Origin of the sequence: Cohnella sp. GCM10012308 (assembly GCF_042649185.1) — a bacterium.
Classification (GTDB): domain Bacteria; phylum Bacillota; class Bacilli; order Paenibacillales; family Paenibacillaceae; genus Cohnella.
On record NZ_JBHRYU010000020.1, the window covers coordinates 23,146 to 41,438 of the forward strand.

Annotated in this window: 14 protein-coding genes; 4 read left to right on the forward strand and 10 right to left on the reverse strand. The window is 60.6% G+C overall.

The annotated features are described in order from the left end of the window. Positions 1-71: 71 nt before the first annotated feature. Both ACFOTD_RS20520 and ACFOTD_RS20525 read left to right on the forward strand, forming a co-directional pair. Complete coding sequence (locus tag ACFOTD_RS20520; RefSeq protein WP_378121798.1) at positions 72-1,028, forward strand: ribose-phosphate diphosphokinase; 957 nt, start codon at positions 72-74, stop codon at positions 1,026-1,028. Positions 1,029-1,196: 168 nt separating this feature from the next. Next, entirely contained in the window at positions 1,197-1,844 is a 648-nt protein-coding gene (locus ACFOTD_RS20525; protein WP_378121799.1) for a 50S ribosomal protein L25, read from the forward strand. Positions 1,845-1,993: 149 nt separating this feature from the next. Here the strand turns inward: ACFOTD_RS20525 and ACFOTD_RS20530 are convergent, their stop codons facing one another. The 10 genes from ACFOTD_RS20530 to ACFOTD_RS20575 all read right to left on the reverse strand — a co-directional run bounded on the left by ACFOTD_RS20530 (position 1,994) and on the right by ACFOTD_RS20575 (position 17,207). After that, positions 1,994-2,710, reverse strand: a complete 717-nt coding sequence (locus ACFOTD_RS20530) for a ThuA domain-containing protein (protein WP_378121800.1) — start codon at positions 2,708-2,710, stop codon at positions 1,994-1,996. Then, positions 2,707-4,044, reverse strand: coding sequence for an alpha-L-fucosidase (locus ACFOTD_RS20535; protein ID WP_378121801.1), 1,338 nt, complete (start codon positions 4,042-4,044; stop codon positions 2,707-2,709). Before ACFOTD_RS20535 ends, ACFOTD_RS20530 begins: the two co-directional genes overlap by 4 nt. Next, positions 4,041-4,820, reverse strand: coding sequence for a sugar phosphate isomerase/epimerase family protein (locus tag ACFOTD_RS20540; protein WP_378121802.1), 780 nt, complete (start codon positions 4,818-4,820; stop codon positions 4,041-4,043). The genes ACFOTD_RS20535 and ACFOTD_RS20540 overlap by 4 nt, the downstream gene beginning before the upstream one ends. After that, positions 4,817-5,845 (reverse strand): Gfo/Idh/MocA family protein, encoded by a 1,029-nt coding sequence (locus ACFOTD_RS20545; protein ID WP_378121803.1) that lies wholly within the window; start codon positions 5,843-5,845, stop codon positions 4,817-4,819. Before ACFOTD_RS20545 ends, ACFOTD_RS20540 begins: the two co-directional genes overlap by 4 nt. Positions 5,846-5,898: 53 nt before the next feature. Continuing rightward, complete coding sequence (locus ACFOTD_RS20550) at positions 5,899-10,722, reverse strand: carbohydrate-binding protein (protein WP_378121804.1); 4,824 nt, start codon at positions 10,720-10,722, stop codon at positions 5,899-5,901. Positions 10,723-10,773: 51 nt separating this feature from the next. Beyond that, on the reverse strand, positions 10,774-12,297 hold the full coding sequence (locus ACFOTD_RS20555; protein WP_378121805.1) for an ABC transporter substrate-binding protein: 1,524 nt from the start codon (positions 12,295-12,297) through the stop codon (positions 10,774-10,776). Positions 12,298-12,352: 55 nt separating this feature from the next. Then, positions 12,353-13,273 carry a carbohydrate ABC transporter permease gene (locus ACFOTD_RS20560; RefSeq protein WP_378121806.1) on the reverse strand — a complete coding sequence of 307 codons (921 nt, stop codon included), beginning with the start codon at positions 13,271-13,273 and terminating at the stop codon, positions 12,353-12,355. A 29-nt stretch (positions 13,274-13,302) separates the two neighbouring features. Continuing rightward, positions 13,303-14,256 (reverse strand): ABC transporter permease, encoded by a 954-nt coding sequence (locus tag ACFOTD_RS20565; protein ID WP_378121807.1) that lies wholly within the window; start codon positions 14,254-14,256, stop codon positions 13,303-13,305. Between the two features lie 165 nt (positions 14,257-14,421). Next, positions 14,422-16,821, reverse strand: a complete 2,400-nt coding sequence (locus tag ACFOTD_RS20570; RefSeq protein WP_378121808.1) for a helix-turn-helix domain-containing protein — start codon at positions 16,819-16,821, stop codon at positions 14,422-14,424. Positions 16,822-17,003: 182 nt separating this feature from the next. Next, positions 17,004-17,207 (reverse strand): hypothetical protein, encoded by a 204-nt coding sequence (locus ACFOTD_RS20575; RefSeq protein WP_378121809.1) that lies wholly within the window; start codon positions 17,205-17,207, stop codon positions 17,004-17,006. A gap of 108 nt (positions 17,208-17,315) precedes the next feature. On the opposite strand from ACFOTD_RS20575, the gene pth reads away from it, so the two are divergent. Both pth and ACFOTD_RS20585 read left to right on the forward strand, forming a co-directional pair. After that, positions 17,316-17,882 carry an aminoacyl-tRNA hydrolase gene (gene pth / locus ACFOTD_RS20580; RefSeq protein WP_378121810.1) on the forward strand — a complete coding sequence of 189 codons (567 nt, stop codon included), beginning with the start codon at positions 17,316-17,318 and terminating at the stop codon, positions 17,880-17,882. Positions 17,883-18,052: 170 nt separating this feature from the next. Then, positions 18,053-18,283, forward strand: a complete 231-nt coding sequence (locus ACFOTD_RS20585) for an anti-sigma-F factor Fin family protein (RefSeq protein WP_090117844.1) — start codon at positions 18,053-18,055, stop codon at positions 18,281-18,283. Positions 18,284-18,293 lie beyond the last annotated feature (10 nt).

The window sequence follows — 18,293 nt, forward strand, 5'->3', positions numbered from 1 at the left end:
GACGGCGATCCTCGGCCGCCCCGCGCGCAGGCGCGGGGCTCGCCATCGCCCTCATCGAAAGCGAGGCGCTTATGAGCTACCCTGACAACACCTTGAAGCTATTTTCCTGCAGCTCGAATCCTCGCCTGGCGGAAGCGATCGCCAGGCATATCAGCGTGCCGCTCGGCGACGTGAAGGTCACCCGCTTCAGCGACGGAGAGATTCACATCCGGCTGAACGAGAGCGTGCGCGGCGCGGACGTATTTGTCGTCCAGTCGACCTCCTGGCCGGTCAACGAGCATCTGATGGAGCTGCTCGTCATGGTCGACGCGCTCAAGCGCGCCTCCGCCAAGACGATCAACGTCGTCATTCCTTATTACGGCTACGGCCGCCAGGACCGCAAGGCGCGGTCGCGCGACCCGATCACGGCCAAGCTGGTCGCCAATCTGATCGAGACGGCAGGCGCGCACCGCGTGATCGCCATGGACCTGCACGCCATGCAGATCCAGGGCTTTTTCGACATCCCGGTCGATCATCTGCTGGGCGTCCCGATCCTCGGCGATTACTTCCAGAGCAAGGGCCTGATCGCCCCAGTCGTCGTTTCTCCCGACCACGGCGGCGTGGTGCGGGCGCGCCGGCTTGCGGACGAGCTCCAGGCGCCGCTTGCCATCATCGACAAGCGCCGTCCGGAGCCCAACGTCGTCGAGGTCATGAACATCATCGGCGACGTCTCCGGACGCACCGCGATCCTGATCGACGACATTATCGACACGGCCGGCACGATCTGCCTGGCAGCCCAGGCGCTTAAGGAGGCAGGCGCGAGGGAGATCTACGCCTGCTGTACCCATGCCGTGCTGTCCGGACAAGCTATGGAACGGCTGGAGGCATCGCCGATCACCGAGGTGACGGTGACCGATACCATCCCGCTTCGCACGCCTGGCGCCTCGACCAAGATGCGCGTGCTGTCGGTCGCTCCGCTGCTCGGCGAAGCGATCGTGCGCATCCACGAGCAGCAGTCTATCAGCAAGCTTTTTGAACCGCACGCCTGACCGTTTGAAGGCCGCGCCGTCTCCATGGAGATGACGCGGCCTTCTTTTGCGATTCCGATGTGGTCCTGCTGTGCTTCCCCCGATGTTCCCTTTTTTGTTTAACGCCTCCTCCCGAAGGGTAAAATAAATGCATGTCTTCAAATCTTGCAGCAATCGGGAGGAATCGGTATGACGACGACATTGCGTGCGGAATCGCGCCAGCGTTCCACGAAAGGTGCGCTTAGGCAGCTTCGGATACAAGGACGGGTACCCGGCGTAGTATACGGCAAGGGCTTGCAGGAGCCGAGCACCATCGCGCTCGACGGCAAGGAGCTGTCCAGCCTGCTGCGCGGTCACGCGCATGCGGTACTGCAGCTGGACGTGCCGGGCAGCGGCAACCAGTCCGTGCTGCTGACGGATATCCAACGCGACAAGCTGAGCGGTCAGGTGCTTCATGTCGATTTCCACCAGATTAATCTGAATGAGAAGATCAAAGCCCCGGTCCGCGTAGAAGTGACGGGTACGAGCCCCGGCGAGAAGGAAGGCGGCCTGTTGACCGTCGTGCTTCACGAGATCGAAGTGGAATGCGTAGCCCGCGACCTGCCTGAGTCCGTGTCTGCGGATATCTCGTCGCTCGGCTTCGGCGAGAACCTGACGATCGGCCAACTCGCGTTCCCGTCCGGCGTCAAGCCGGTACAAGACGAGGATACGGTCGTCATCGCCGTGCTTGCGCCGCAGAAGGAGATCACCGAGGACGAAGCGGATGCTGCGGCAGATGCTGCCGAGGAGAACGCGAAGCATTCGGATGCAGCAAAAGCCGTGGAGACCGACGCTTAAGATTTGCACAACGTTATCCACATATGTGTATAAACTCCGCCAGACTGTGGATAAGTCTGGCGGTTGTTCATGTGTATAGGTTTATTGTCCTAGCCATTCGCTACATAACGACATGCCTGTTTATGAATTGTGGATATTCGCACCAACAATTATACCGACAGACGAGCCGGATCGCCGCCTGCCGCCCACAGGCATCCCCGCAGCAGCAGCTGTCCGAATCCTTCATTCTCCAGCGCAGTCATCTCATGGCCGCGATAGTGCGGATCGACGGGCTCGGGCCATACATGTCCGAGCAGCATATGAAACACGCGACCGGCGCCAAGGCGGAGCGCAATCGCTGCCGGCTCGCGTTTGCCCGAGCCGCCGCGTGCCGGATCGGAATAAGCGCTGGCTACAATTTCATAATGGGTCTCCTCCATCGGCAGCATCCCGTGATAAAGCTCGTCAAACGTAAAAAAGGGGTCAAGACCGGCGGCAATAGGATGATCCGATAAAGGTTCGACGCGAAAACGATGAAATTCGCCATGACCCGAAGCGGGCGGAAGAAATCGCAGTCCGATCGCTTGCCCGTATTCAGGCCAATCGGGGAAAGCATTGTTGGCGGCATGAAGCACGAGCAAGCCGGCTCCCGCCCGAATGGCATCGATAAAATGATGTCTGGCGGCCTCGGGCCAATCGGGACCGTTATAATCGGTAAAGATCAGATCGTAGCCCGCCGGATCGAAGGCATCCTGCAATTCACGCCCAGGATCGAGCGAGACATCCACGGCAAAATATCCGGTTGATTCCAGCAGCGCCTGACAGTAGGGTGTCGTACGCCGCCAGTCGTGATTGTTGCTGCCGCTCAGCAGCAGCGTCCGCATCATAAGGAAGCTCCTGGCTTTCCGGCAAGCGGGATTGCATCGTTCGTATTGTCTACAGCAGTTCCGTCAAGGTTTATCGCCGAGCCAGCATCCGACACGGCGCCCGTATTGTACAACCGCAGCGAACGGATCAGCGGCATGCCCTCCGACTCGCGGACGGCGAGCCGCACTTGGTCTGCCGTAACGGATGGAAACACATCGATTCGCTTGTGTCCGATCGCGCTGCCGCACGCAAGCTCCGTCCACGCGCCGTCGCCAAGGCGAGCCTCCAATACATATTTTCGCACGCGTTCCCCCTCTTCGATCTGCTCCATAAGCACCGCGTGATCAAAGGTCGCGGGCTTCGGGGCGTGCCATAGCAGCAGTTCTCCTTCGCCTGCCGTCTCGGCGACGGGATTCGCGAACCGGGCATGTACGTCGTCCAGCATGCGGATCGCCGCATCGGCGTCGGCATCGGGAATCAAACCGCGATCGTCCGGCGCCAGATTCATGAGCAGGTTGCAGCCGTGACCGACCGAACGGTAATAGATATCGAGCAGTTCCTCGTGCGGCCGTATTTTGTAGGCCTCCTCCGGATGCCAGAACCAGGTTGTACGACGGATGGGCACATCGCATTCGGCAGGCACCCATAGCGGCGTGCGCGGCAGCCAGGTGAGCATATCGTTCGTAAACATGCTCGTTCGCGCAGACGCCGCCCGATTCCAGCAAGGATACGGCGCGACGCCGTCCTCATTGCCCACCCAGCGGATCGTCGGCACCCCCATATTGAAGCGCATCGCACCAGGCTGGTAACGCTCCGTCAGCGACATGATGCGCTCCCAGTCGTAGGCCCGGCCTTCGGAGCCGGCACCGTCGAACCATACTTCGACGAGCGGCCCGTATTGCGTCAGAAGCTCTGTCAACTGCTCGGCGTAAAAGTCGTCGTAGGCGGACTGATCCGGATAACAAGACTCGTGGCGGTCCCAGGGCGAGAGGTAGAGTCCAAAAGCAATGCCCGCCGCCTGGCACGCATCCGATACTTCCCGCACGACATCTCCCTGGCCGTCGCGCCAAGGGCTGCTGCGGACGCTGTAATCGGTCGTTCGCGTAGGCCACAAGCAAAATCCGTCATGGTGCTTGGCGGTCAGGATTAAATACCGGAAGCCTGCCCGCTTCGCGACGCTCACCCACTGGTTCGCATCGAAGTGAGTCGGATTAAATCGCCCGGGCGCATCCGTGCCGTCACCCCATTCATTGCCGGTAAACGTATTGATGCCAAAATGGCAGAACATGCCGAGCTCCAGATCCTGCCATGCGAGCTGGGCTTTCGACGGGCGCGCCTGGCTGTCGGTCGTCATCGAATGGTTGCCTCCATCGTTCGTAGATTGGTCAGACTTGTGCGAATACAAGCGATCGGATCGGTTCGGCATTCGTCCTGCTCGACGATGAGCCATTCGACGTCGTGCCGCTCGCACCAGCGCACGATCGGCTCGAAGGCGATCGATCCCGTGCCGACGGGGGCGAACCCCCGCGACTCGTCCGCCGCCATGTCCTTAAAATGAATTGTCGGCACACGGCCGGCATACGGTTGCAGGAACGTTAACGGGTCGACGCCCGCCCGAACCAACCAGTACACATCGGGCTCCGCCAGCAGAGCGTTGTCTGCGTCAGGCGCCAGCAAGTAAGCCAGCGCCGTGATGCCTTCGATCGTCTCTCGAAGCTCAAAGTCATGGTTGTGGTAGCCGATCGTCAAGCCTTCGGCCGCGAGGGCGGAAGCGACGATGCCGATCCGCCTGCGGAACTCCCGGTAACCGTCCGGATGGCGCAGTCGCTCAGGCATCGCCGAGCAGACGATATGCCGCGTCTCCAGCAGCCGGGCTTCCTCGATTAAAGCAGGCAGCTCCTCGAACAGACGATCTGCGCCCACATGCATGCCGGCAGAGTCGAGGCCGAGTCTCCGAGCGATATGACCGGCCTCCTCCGGCGAGCGGCCATGAAGCCCGGCCCACTCGATGCCGTCGTATCCGATCTCGCGCACGGCCTGCAGCGTACCCTCGAGGTCCGCGGCCATCCGATCGTGGAGCGTATACAGTTGAACGGCCAAACGGGGCTTTCCGTCGTTTCCCTTCCTCATAAAGCTCCCGCCCCTGACTCGTACGGCACGGTCAACGGCTCGCGCCTTTCTGCCGATAGGGTAATCGCCTCCAGCACCGCGATGACGCGGCGGGCCTGCTCGGGCTGCACGACGAGCGCCTCCTGCAGCCGCAGATGGGCGGCGATGTTGAGATAGTAGGCCTCGGAGCGCGAAGGCTGAATCGGCACGCGGGTCTCAATGGCGTTGCCTTCGAGCTGCGTATGCAGCGTCAAGTAATCGTCGCGCCGGTTCAAAGTGACCGCGCCGCGCGTGCCCAATATTCGCTCCTCGCCTCTGCCCGCATGGGCGATCGAGGAAGCCTGCGCATGCACGACCGCGCCGTTCTCGAATTCGATCAGACCGTCGAGCTGATCCTCATTCGTATGGCCGTGCCAGAGCCGCTTCTGCGCGTAGCCTCGCACCGATCGTACGGCGGAAGGAATAAGGCCGAGCGTCCAATCCACATAATGGGCACCCCAGTCGTAGAATGCGCCTCCGGATACGGCCTTGTCGGAGCGCCACCAGTCGCGCATCGGGTCGAAGCCTGCGAAGTAGAATTCGGCATAAAAGATATCGCCGAGCTGCCCGCGCGAGACAAGATCCTGAACGGTCAAGTACCAGCCGTCCCAGCGCCGATTATGATAGACTGAGAGCATGAGACCGCGATCATGCGCCAGCCGGGTTAGACGGCTCGCGTCGTCGGCATGAATGCACATCGGCTTTTCCAAAATGCAATGCTTGCCGTGCTCCAGTACCGCGGATGCCAGGTCCGCATGGGTATGATGGGGGGTAATAACGGTGACCAGATCGATATCGGGCTGACTTAGCAGCTCCTCTACGCTCGTGTAGGTGCGTATAGCAGGGAAATCCCTCGCAGCTTCGGCCGCCCGATCGGGATTGATGTCGCATACGGCCGTCAGCTCGATGCCGGCGTTTTTCATTTCAAGCGCATGATGCTTGCCCATGTTAAACTCCCCGCCATACCCGATGATCGCGCTGCGGATCGTTCCATTTTGTAAACGCATATCCGAATCTCCTTCGTTCAATAGAAATCGCGTTAGTCTCTAACGCTTGTCGGTCAGTCCGGTTCAATAAAAGTATCCGGCGAGAAAACGACAAGACGAGCGTTGCAGGTACCGTAATTGCTGAATACGAGATAGACGTCATGAATGCCGACGGCCGGTGCCGGACTCGACAGCAACGTCTCCTGCAACTCGTAATCGTCCCAGTCGTCCGTCCCGGCAATCGTCAACCGCCCGATCTCGGGACCGTCGGGTCTGTCGATTCGAATAGAGACGGTTCCGCCGGCCAGCGAATCGGGTACGGCAGCTTCCAGTCCGAAGCGCGAGGGCGCCGAGGAGCCGAAGTCTACATTCGCGAACTTGGCCCAGGAACCGGGGGCCGTATTGCCGATCGCGAGACCGCTGGCGCTCGGTCCGCCGTGCAGTTCGTCGGCCGTGCCGGCATACCAGGCGGCGTACGCGTCTCGAGTGGTTACGACCGAGACGACGAACTCGCCCGAGAGCGGTTGGTCGTACACAGTCGCTGCTACGCTGATTGTCGCCATGCCGAGACCGACGGCGGTAACGACGCCTGCGGCATCGACAGTCGCGACGGCCGAGTCGCTGCTCGTATAGGCGAACGTCGTCTCCGGCAGTGCCGCCGAGTAAGGACCGGCCAGGCCGGTAACGGCAAGCTGGAGCGTCTGTCCGGCGCTTAGCTTGCTCCTGCTGCTGCCCGCGGAGATTTCCAGTCCGGTGAACTGCGTATGCGAGTTCTCTAGCATGAACACGTCTGACCGGGCGTAAATCCGGTTGCCGACCAGATCCAGTCCGCGCACATGCATGTACCAGTCGCCGTCTCCAGCCAGATACTTGACGATCGTGTCGCCCGGCGTGAAGGAAGACCATCCTCCGACGGGCGGCACGGTCGACTCGGACCAGGCATATTCGAACGCCTCGGGATCGAAGCCGGCTCCGTCGCCCGCGACCGATATCGTCGTCTCGGCCTCAGGCGCGGGCGTCCCGCTGCCATCGGGACTGAATGCGATATCGCCAGCGAAAACGAAGCGGCCGATATTGGCCGTGCCGGAGCGGCTGAAGACGAAATAAACATCATGAATGCCGACGGCCGCTGACGGGGCCGACAGCGTCGTTCGCTGCGGAACGTAGTCGTCCCAGCCGCCGGTGGCGGCGACGGTCAGGACGCCGATCTCGGGACCGTCCGGCCGATCGAGACGGACTGAGATCGTGCCGCCTGCCAGCTCTGCCGGCACGGCTGCCTCGACCCCGAAGCTAACGGGCGCATTCGCGCCGAAGTCGAGATTGGCGACCTTCGCCCATGAGCCCGCCGCCGTATTGCCCAGGGTACCCGAACCGCCCGCGGTGAGTCCGCCGTGCAGCTCGTCGGCCGTACCGGCGTAGACCGCGCCGTAAGGATCGCGGGTCGCCACGACTTCGATATCGAACGCGCCGGATAGCGAATAGCCGTATACGCTGGTCGTAACGCTGATTGTCGAGCTGCCGAGCCCGACGGCCGTGACGATGCCTGCAGCGTCGACCGTGGCGACGGATGCATCGCTAGTGGCATAGGTAAATTGCGCGCCGGGCAGCTCGACCTGGAGATGCGATCCGAGGACGCCGCGCATCTGCAGATCCAGCGTCTGACCGGATGCAAGCCGGTGGTTGCCGGCCGCGGCTTCAAGACGCGTCAGCTCCATCGGCGTCTCGTCGATCGATACGTTCCCGAAGCGGGCTTCGGCCGGCAGCGATTGATGCGAGAACATGGCCAGTCCCGCGTTCGGCGTATTCCCCAGCTCCGCTTGCACCTGGCCGACTTCTGTCCATAGGCCGCCGGACTTGTAATAGCCGATATACCAATCGTTTTCGCGCGTCAGCTTAAGCTCGACCGGGTACGATGCGTCCGGACCGACAATAAACCAGGAACCGGGATTGGCGGCATTACGGTAGGTCATGCGCAACCCGCCGCCAGGGAGCACCCGCAGCATGACATTGTCGCTGCTTGCCGCGTCGCCGCCGCGGAACATGAGGCCGGCCGCCGCGTCCGCGTTCGTGCCGTCCAGGGCGTAGACGATGGCCGTTACGGAAGTAGCGACGGTCTCCTCGCTCTGCGCAGTCGGCTGAAACAGATAGGTGAACGCGTCCGCGGAGCCGAATACGTCCGCGCCGTTCCCGATCAGGGAGAGATCGCCGTTCGAATGCTTGTAGGCGGCGCCCAGCGTCGCGCCAAAGTTGCGCAGCTGCCAGGGCGCTGAAGGGTCGCCTGAGCCGTCGGGATAGACGGCGAACAGAACCGAGGCCGACTTCAGGACACCGTCCAGCGTCACCCGTGCGGTCAGAGAGACGTAGCCGAGCTTCTTTGCCGTGACGATGCCCGAGCCGCTCACTTCGGCAATCGCATCGTCGCTCGATTCGTATTGGATCGAGGCTTCCGCCAGGTCAGCCGCAGCGCCGCCGGTCATCGTCCCGGATACGGCGATCGATGCCGTATGTCCGACTTCCGCGCCGGGCTTGTCGAGCGAGAGCGAGACGCCGTCCAGCAAGCTCTCCATCACCTGCAGCCGGATCGTATCGCTAAGGACGATCGAACCATAGGCGGCCGTGGCCGTCACTTCCGTCTCGCCGACCGACAGGCCCAAGACATTGCCCAGGCTGTCGACGCTGGCGACCGCCGGATCGGAGCTTGTATAGGCGAGATGCCCGAACGTATCAAGATAAGTGCCGTATACGGTGTCCGCGATGGACCACAGCCTGACGCCGGTGCCCACGCGCAGCGCGGAGCCGGTCGCGAACAGCGTCAGGGTGTCGGGCGTCTGCGGATCGGATGCCGGCGCGCCGTCCGGACGGGGACCGATCGCCTCGAACGGAATCGGCTTGAAGCCGGGTATGGCTGTAAACACGGCTGCGCCCGCGGTCAGCGCATAGTTGCCGCCGCTTTCGTCCTCGAAGCCCGGATTCGTCGACGTCTGCCAGTTGCCGTCGATGCTGCCCAGCTCGACCGCCGCAGAGGCAGCGGACAGGTCGGGCGTCCGATAGAACACGTTTTGGCGCACCGTATTGGACATGGGCGAGCAGGGATTATCCGTAAGTACGCCGGCCAAATTCGGATAACGGGAGGTCCAAGGCTCCTGATCGTACGGCACTTCCGCCAGCTTGGTACGCAGCACGCCTCCCGCTTCGCAGGCGATATGCTGCCAGCCCAGTCCCCGGTCGTCGATCAGGAAGGAGGAGTTTCCGTCGATCAGCATATTGTTCACGACCGTGTTGTCCCGGCCGCCGCCGAGCAGCATCCCTTGGTCGACCCTCGCAAATACATTGCCGTAGACGAGCGTGCCGCTCGCCAGATCGTCCAGGTAGACGCCGATGCGGGGCAGGTCGTGCAAATAATTGAAGCGGATGACATTGCCCTGTTCGGTCCAGTCCATCCCCATATAGATGGCGCCAGCGTCATCGGTTTCCTGCAGAACGTCGTGGATATCGTTGTACTCGATGACATGATTGTTGCCGTGTATCAGGATGGCAAGATGGGGCGCATTGTAAATCTGATTATGCTCCGCCCGGTTGCCTGCGCCGCGCAGCTCGATAGCCGGGCTGTAGGTCGCCTGTACGCGGCTATAATCATGGATCTCGTTGTCCGACGCGTATAGTTCGCCCGCCCCCAGCGTGTCGCGATCGCCGCCTTCGAGCAGGATGCCGCCCCTTCCGGTATTGTAAATCAGGCTGCCGGATACGCCGTTGCGGTAGCCGCCCTGGATCGATACGGCGATATTGCCCAGATTGCGCAGCACGCAATCCGCAACGCCGCTGTAGGAACCGCCTTCGATGCGCACCGCGAGATTCCTCGCATTTTCGAATGTGATACCTTGGAAGGTGACGTAGTCGACTTCATCCATCGATACGAGCGGCTCGTCAAGCAACGAGAGCTCGGTCGCTTCTCCCGACAGCGTTGCAGGGGGATAAAAATAAAGCTTGCCCGCGCCGCGGTCCAGGTACCATTCGCCGGGACTGTCCAGCTCTTCCAGCACGTTATAGTAGTAATAGCGTTGTCCGCCGCGGACGGAAAAGTAGGTCGGAGACTCGGTCGTGATCCTGTTGTTGGCCGCATCGATAGCATCGATCTTCATATTGCCGTCCGCCCAGTCCCAATACCAGTAGCCGTACATCCATACGTCGCTCGGATCGCTCCATTGCTCAGGCCGCTCGTCGGCGTACGCGAAGACGGCGCCGCGCGCGGGAGGTCCTTCGGCTCCGGGATCCGTCACCGTGCCGGTCAGCACATAACCCGAATTGGGCCAGCGAGACAGCGTCATCGGCTCGTCTTCATAGAACAGCTCGGCAGGCGGATCGACCTCCGGCATATGAAAACCGTATTGCTGAAGCGAGCCGTAATTCGAAATGCCGGCGCCCGCCAAGTCGTACTCGTAAACGGAACCGTGAACGGATGAAGGAAGACGCGCCAGCACGGCCGGATCGGAGACGACCCGATAGTCGTCTCCGTCAAGCGTCGCAGATCCGGTAAATCGCACTTCCTCGTCCGGGTATGCTGCATAGACGATCGGCGAGGATGCGGTGCCCGAATCCTGCTCGCCGAGCGCGAACGTCTCGGAGCGGGCATAAACGCCGCCGCGCAAATATACCGTGACGCCGCCGGCCGGCAGGTCGTCGCCTAGCTTCAGCGATCGAATCTCCTCCCGCGCACGCTCGATCGTCGCAAAGGGCGCGGCTTCGGTGCCGGGATTCGTATCCGAGCCTGCCGCAGATACATACAAGGCTGCGCCTACAGGCTCATCCGCACGGGCCTTCCCGGCCGTTTGTATCGTCGCGGATATAAGCAGCAGTACGGCCATTCCCATTTGAATACGCTTTCTCCAATTTCCACGCATCGTCGATCCTCCGCTTCGGGCCGCCGTCCGAACGGAACGGCGGCCAGCCGTTTATTTAGAGGCGTACCAGGCATCGAGCTGCTTTTGGATTTCCGCGATCACTTTATCAACGCCGGCCTTTTTCCGTTTCTCCAAGTAATCGGCCTCCTTGGACGCGTCGATGGCGCCGGTATTGAGCGCAGGGTAATATTCGTCCTCGACGGTCTGCAGGTTGGCAAGCTCCGACGAGACGGGACCGACGTCGAACTGGAAGCCGAGGATCGGCGACGGCGCAGCGTTTTCGTTTTCCTTTTCGGTCGCGTCGAATACGCCGGGATCTTTTCCTTCAAGGACGTAGCCGTTGAACACATTGCCGATCGCCCAGTCGGAAGCGGCATAGCCGCTGCCCGCGTTGACATGCATCGTACCGTCGGCATTCAGCGTGTAGTGCTTGCCTTCGATGCCGTAGGAGAGCAGCCGGTACAACGCCGGATCCGTATTGACGAGATTAATGAGCATCATGGCCCGCTCCGGATTTTTGGACGTGCGGCTGATCGCCGTCATCGTCGTCGTGATGGAGTTCGTATTGACGAAAGCTTCCGTGAGCGGCGCATACACGACATCCGTGCCGCCGTTCTGGATCTTTGCTTCAGCCTCGCCGCCCGGCTTGAGCACGTTATTCCCTCCGACAGGCCCTTTGGGGCCCTGCTTGACGACCGCCGCGTCGTCGTTCACCCATCCGTTTTTCATCCAGCGCCGCTGCATGTCCCAGAACGCTTTGCGCTCCGGCGCCTGATCGAAGTCGACCACGGTATGCGGATCGTCCAGGCGGATGCCGATGCTCATGTTTTTGGCAATCTCCTCGAAGCCCTCATAGTGCGTGAACCACGCGCCGCCTCTGGCCATCGGGAACGGCGTCAGGCCGGGCTCGTTTTCCTTCAATTGCTGCAGGAACGGCTCGATATCCGCCAGCTTTTTGATAGCGGAGATGTCCAGGTTGTACTTGTCGACATAGGGCTTCTGTATGACGAAGCCTTCGCGGTTGGTGATCGTCTGATAGTTGGGGACCGCATAGATGCCGCCTTTCACCTTCACCGCATCCCAGACGAAGGCAGGCAGACTATCCTTCAAGCCGCCCGCGTATTGGTCGATAAGCGCGTTGAGCTCGGCAAATGCGTCTTTCTCCTGATTCTGCAGGTAGTCGAAGCTCCAATTGGACGTCCACATCAGGTCGACCTGCTCTCCGGCGACCAGCGTCGTATTCATTTTGTCGTTGTAGTCGCCGAAGGAGGGAATGACCTTCAACTCGACCGTGGCGTTAATTTTTTCGCCGATGATCTTGTTGGCCTCTGCCTGTACGTTAGCCAAATCTGCAGGCATTTCGTTCATAGGCATATACCAGACGAGCTTGACCGGCGCGAGACTGCCGCCGCCTTCCGCCTTCTGCGAAGAAGCTGCCGATGACGCGCCGCTTCCTCCGCTCGCGCTGCCGGAAGCCTGCTGTTCGTTGTCGTTCCCGCAAGCCGAGGCCGTCAGCAGCGCAAGCGCGGCGGCCGCGCCAGTCAGCCATTTTCCTTTACTCGTCGTCCGTCTCATTCGTGTCGACTCTCCCCGTATCGTTCGATTTATTCGGTACGCCTTCGGCAGGGGGTCAGCTCTTAACCGAGCCGACGGTCAGCCCCGCCACAAAATATCGCTGGAACAGCGGAAAGATGAACATCATGGGCCCTGCAGCCAGCACGGCCATCGCCATCCTTGCCGACAGGTCCGGAAATCGGCTGATGTCGATCGCGACATTCACTTTGCCGATATTGTTCAGCATAAAATCGATCGAGCTCATGATGCGATACAGCAGCAGCTGCAGCGGGACCAGCTTGGGATTGTCGATAAAGAGCAAACCCAGCCACCAGTCGTTCCAATACGCGAAGGCGATAAACAGGCTCAGCGTAGCCAACGCGGGCGTCGCCAGCGGCAGCACGATCCGCGTATAGATACGCCACTCGCCGGCGCCGTCGATGTGGGCCGAATCGTAAATTTCCGGCGGCAGCTTGTCGAGAAAGCCCTTCATGACCAGCACGTTGAACGGCGTCAGCATCGCGGGTACGATCAGCGCCCAGATCGTATCCTTCAGATGCAAATACTGTGTCACCAGGATGTAAAAGGGGACAAGTCCGCCGTTGAACAGCATCGTAAAAAATACGTAAAGCGTCGTTATTCTCCGGTATCGGTAGTCGCGTCTGGCAATCGCATAGGCGAGCGCCGTCGTGATGGCCAGCGCCAGCAGCGTACCGAGGACAGTGACGCAGATCGTGACGCCGTAGGCGCGCGCGATCTGTCCGGGATGTTGCAGAATGACCCGGTACGCCTCCAGACTCACCGCCTGCGGGATAAGGTGGTAGCCTTGGGCCGTCAGGGATGCCTCGGATGTCAGGGAGACGGATACGACGAGCAGCAGCGGCACGATCATCGCCGTGGACAGCAGAATAAAGAAAACGTTTACAAATATCGCGGATCGACGCTCCCGACGGACGGGGACGACCGTTCGCGCTTGTTCGATGGCGACCGTATTCATAGGTGCCTCCTCTCGGCTCCGCTTGCCGCCTACCATAGTGCATGATCGGCATTGATTTTTTTGACCGTCCAGTTGGCCGCTATGACGAGCACGAAGCCGACTGCGGACTGGTACAGACCAACGGCCGTCGACATGCCGATGTTGCCGACTTCGCGCAGCGAGCGATACACGTACGTGTCGATTACGTCCGTCGCCGCGAACAGGAAGCTGCTGTCGTTCGGGATAAAATAGAACAAGCCGAAGTCCGCCCGGAAAATGCCGCCGACCGCCATAATGAACAGGATGACGATGAGCGGTGTCAGCAGGGGAACGGTAATGCTGCGGATCATTTGCCACTTGGAAGCGCCGTCGATGCGGGCCGCTTCATAGTAGCTCGAATCGATGCCCAGGATGCCGGCGTAATAGATCAGAGCGGAAAAGCCGACCGACTTCCATAGGTTGACCGCGACGAGAATAAAGGGCCAGTAGGCAGGCTCCTGATACCATTTCACAGAATCGGCCCCTAGCCGCCGGAGCAGCTCGTTGACGAAGCCGCCGTTCTGGTCGAGAAAGGCCAGCGTGACGTAGCTCACGACGACCCAGGATAAGAAATGCGGCAGAAAAAGAGCCGTCTGGTGGATGCCGAGCCAACGACGCGACAGCTCGTTCAACAGGATTGCCAGTCCGATGGCGGCGATCGTCGTCAGCACGATAAAGGCGCCGTTGTACAAAATCGTATTGCGCGTGATGCGGTAGGCCGTGTCGGATATGAAAAAAAATCTGAAATTGCGCCAGCCGACCCAGTCGCTGCCCCAGATGCCTTTGGCGTAGCTGTATTCCTTGAACGCGAGAATGAGCCCCGCCAGCGGCAGGTAATTAAAAAGAAGCTTGTAAAGCACGCCCGGCAGCGCCAGCATGAACAGCCCGCGGTTTTTCCGGAAGAGCCGCCATTCTCGCCGCAGCGTCGTCCCTATGCCGCTTCTCGTCGTCGAATCGCGCTTCATTTGGTTATCACCTCGATTTCCGCCGCAGCTGCGGTCGAGATGAATTATAGAGCGGCTCGCGCCGGAGCCGCTATTGCGCAGTTCGTACATTTCTGCGCGATCGGCAGTTCGTCGCAATGCCGCAGTCTTATGCCTAACGCGAAGTCCGCCGCGCGAAGCCGGGGATTATCGATTCGCTTGTTTTAATGCGTGCAGACGATAGTCTTTAGGCGTCATGCCCGTCTTCTTTTTGAACCATTTGAAAAAGGTGCTCTCGCTGACGAATCCCGTCTCGCGCATGATGTCGCTCACGCTGTCGTCGGTGCGTTCAAGCAGGTCGATCGCATGGCTCAATCTCACCTCGACGATCCAATCGGCGACGGAGATGCCTTCCTGTTCGCGGAAGCATCTGCCAAGATAGGCCGCCGACATCTTCATCGCATCGGCGACCGCCTGCAGGCTGTAGCCGGGATCTTTGTAGTGGAGCCGCGTCATATCTTTGATCATATCGATCAGATACCTATTTTTGCGGCCGCCGCGCGACTCGTCGCTCTCCTCCGCGATCTCCTCGGCCAGCCTGCCGAGCAGACCGAACAGGTCGTCCAGCGTCTCCTGCTCCAACGCATCCCGCAAGTAGGCGTTCAGCGACAACGACGGCGGCCGTCCGCCCGGTCGCTCGTACAGCGCTTGATCCACCAGCGCCAGCAGCCTCAGCACGGCATGATCCAGCATTTGCGGCGGCAGATCGGCGTACCGGGTCCGTACGGACCGGAGGCCTTCTGTCAGTCCGTGCCGATCTCCCGAGCGGACGGCGTCCGCCAGATTTTTTTGCAGCTCGTACGGCAGCTTCCAGAACTCGCCGGGCGGCTCGGGTCCATCTTCGGTCGCCTGCGCCGAGGCTGTGATGATCGCGCCTTTGCCGAGCGTCAGTCTCCGCAGAGCTCGGCTGCTGGCCTGGTCGTAATAGCGCGAAGCCGCACGGATATCTGTGAACGAATCGCTGACCGCAGCGGTCATCGAAAGAGCGTAGTAACCGAGCACGGCCGCCTGAACAGGCTTGAGCAAGCTGCTCCAGAGCGATTCCTGCTCCTCCGCGGCGTCGTCGCCCAGACGGATTAAGACGGCCGCATGGTCGCTTCTCATGTCCGCTGCGCGGCTCGGAAACCGGTCGCCGATGATCTCCTCCGCAATATTCGTGATGGCGAACAAACATAGCCTGCGCTCTTGTTCGCTGCGCGCCCGGAGGAAGCTGTCGTGATCGTCGATCTTCAGCACGACGACGGCATAGAGCGGCTCGCCAGCCTGCGTCCGCGCCGAATCTGCGCCTGACGGGACAGCTTTGAGCCCGGCATCGGCCAGCAGCGTCTCGGCTTCTTCTCGCTTCAAGGCACGACTCTCCGTCAGCAGCCGCTGAATGTTGTAGGTATCGAGGAGCCGCCGGGTCTGGTCGCGGTCCGACTGCAGGTCGCTCAGTCTGGCGGACATGCGGAGGTAGGCGCGTTCCGCGAACTTCAGCTCGTCGCGCTCATCCTCGCCCATCCCCTCGCGGGGCAATATACGAACGAGCCGGTCGACCGGCCGATACAGCCGGTTGGCCACGAAGCCTGAGGCTAACGCGCCGAGCAGCACGAATCCGAGCAAGGACAGGAAGGTGAATCGCGCGATCCGATCGATATCGCCGTAAACGTCGCTGTGACGCTGAACGCTGACGCTCGTCCAACCGCTTTCTTCGGCGCGGCTGGCGGTTACGAAGTATTTGTCTCCTCCCGCGCGAACGGTGAAAAAGCCGGCGCGGTCGGCAGTCTCGCCCAGACGCGCCACAATGGGCCGGACAAGCGCGGGATCTACCGACTCTCCTGACGGAGAGTACGTGCGGCCGCGATCGTCGATGACGAATACGTCGCCGATTCGGGAGCCGCCTGCCTCGTTGATTTTCTTGATGTTGTCGAGCACCCAGTCGGCGCGGACGGCGAGCATGAGCAAGCTGTGTCCTGGCTTGTACCCGGACAGGGAGTCATACATCATATAGGCGAACAGGCCGGAACCCGAAGTCGGACTTGCCGAGTCGATCGGCAGCAGCTTCAGCATCGGCATTGCTTGTTGGGAATCGATCGCTCCCGCGATCAAATTGCGAGGATCGGCTGCCGGCACGCCGCCGTCCGATGCCGCGCAAGAAACGGGCAGCGCGGTCGTGCTGGAATAGGTACAGCCGCTGGAGGCGTTGTAAACCCAGACCGAGTCCAAAAACCGGTTGGCGTTCACGAGGGCGTCGAGCGCGTACAAGCGATTGTAGAGCTGAAAATCGTCCAGCTTCTCGCTTTTCAGCAGCGTGATTACATTGCGGTCCCGGTAGGAGGCGAGCGTTAGACTCTGCAGCGTCTCATTTAAGTAGTCCAGGTTGTAGACCACCTGATTCAGCACCTTGCGGTTCGCTTCCTGCTGGAGGGCTACCGCCGTATGGCGGATGAACGCGTACAGCACCGATGCGAATACGAGCAGAACCAGGGTGATCAGGAGGATGACCGTCCAGAACAGACGAATCCAGTATTTCCTCGGCCGGGGCCGTTTGAGAAGCGCATTCACCATTGGACAATCCCCCTCTCCTAAGCGTATCCGGGATGAGGGGAATTGCCTATTGCGGATTTGGCATATTTCTGCGGATAAAGCTTATGTAGGGTCAATGAGGACTTGAACAGCGGGGAATGCGGGCGAGGCGCCGGAAGTATCGCGCGGATGTGCGGCGCCGGGTCGGCCGGACTTAAGCCGCTTCAGTAACCTGGCCTTGATACGAAGGTGAATTCCTTGCGGCAATACACGTGATTGTTGACTTTGACGAATTCCTTGCCGTAACGCTCGATGAAGCCGATATCGCTGTGCTGCTTGTCTCTGTAGATTTGGACGGGCACCTCTGCTACGATATGATCAGCGAAATGCCTGTCATGAGACAAGGTCTGGCCGTTGAGGTACATCATTGATCATCATCACCCCTGACGTTTGTGCTATGTAATCTAGATGACACGGCTGCAGGCCAATTCGTTGCAGCTTGCCCTTAAAATAATTGAAACGGAGCTGAATGACCGATGAAATGGATCGTAGGCCTCGGGAATCCGGGGCCGGAATACGCGGCGACGCGGCACAATGCGGGCTTCATGGTCGTGGACGAGCTGGCCAGGCGCTGGAGCGCGCGGCTGGAGCATCAGAAGAAGCTCAAGGGCATGTACGGCGAGGCGCGCGTTCAAGGTCTTAAGGTCGCGCTGCTGAAGCCGATGACGTATATGAATCTGTCGGGGGAATCGGTGCGCGCGCTGATGGATTTTTATAAGGTCCCGCTCGAGGACGGCATCATCGTCTATGACGATCTCGATACGGAGACGGGCAAGATTCGGCTTCGCTACCAGGGAAGCGCGGGCGGCCACAACGGCATCAAGTCGATCATCGCGCATACGGGGACCCAGTCGTTTAACCGGGTGCGCATGGGCATCTCGCGTCCTGTGGGCGGCATGAAGATCGTCGACTACGTGCTCGGCGCGTTCCCCAAGAGCGAGCAGGAAGCGCTGCGGACGATGGTCGCGGACGCTTGCGACGCGATCGAATACGCGCTTAGTCACCCGTTCGAAGAGACGATGGCGAAGTACAACGGCAAGTAACGCGGTGAAAAAAAGGGCATGAGCGCGCGCACAGAACGAGGAGAAGCGGCCATCCGCAGGATGCGCCATCCATTTCCGCTTAAAATCGCCGACGGTCGGGCATACTGAAGGGAGCGCGGTTCCATAGCTTGTCCATGGCCGCATAATCTGCCTTCAGGAGGCATACCCATATGGCTGTGAACTACGTTTGCCGGCACTGCCGCACGCCGCTTGGCCGATTCGAGGGGGCCGACGTATCCGAATATAGGCTGGGCTTGCATTTCTTGACCCCCGAAGAGCGAAAGCGTATAATAGCGTATAATTCTAACGGAGATGTGACGGTGCAGGTGGTCTGCGATTATTGCAGCCAGGCGCTCGACCATCACCCCGAACTGGCGCTGCTCAGCAATCCGCTTCAATAGCGCCGTCGTC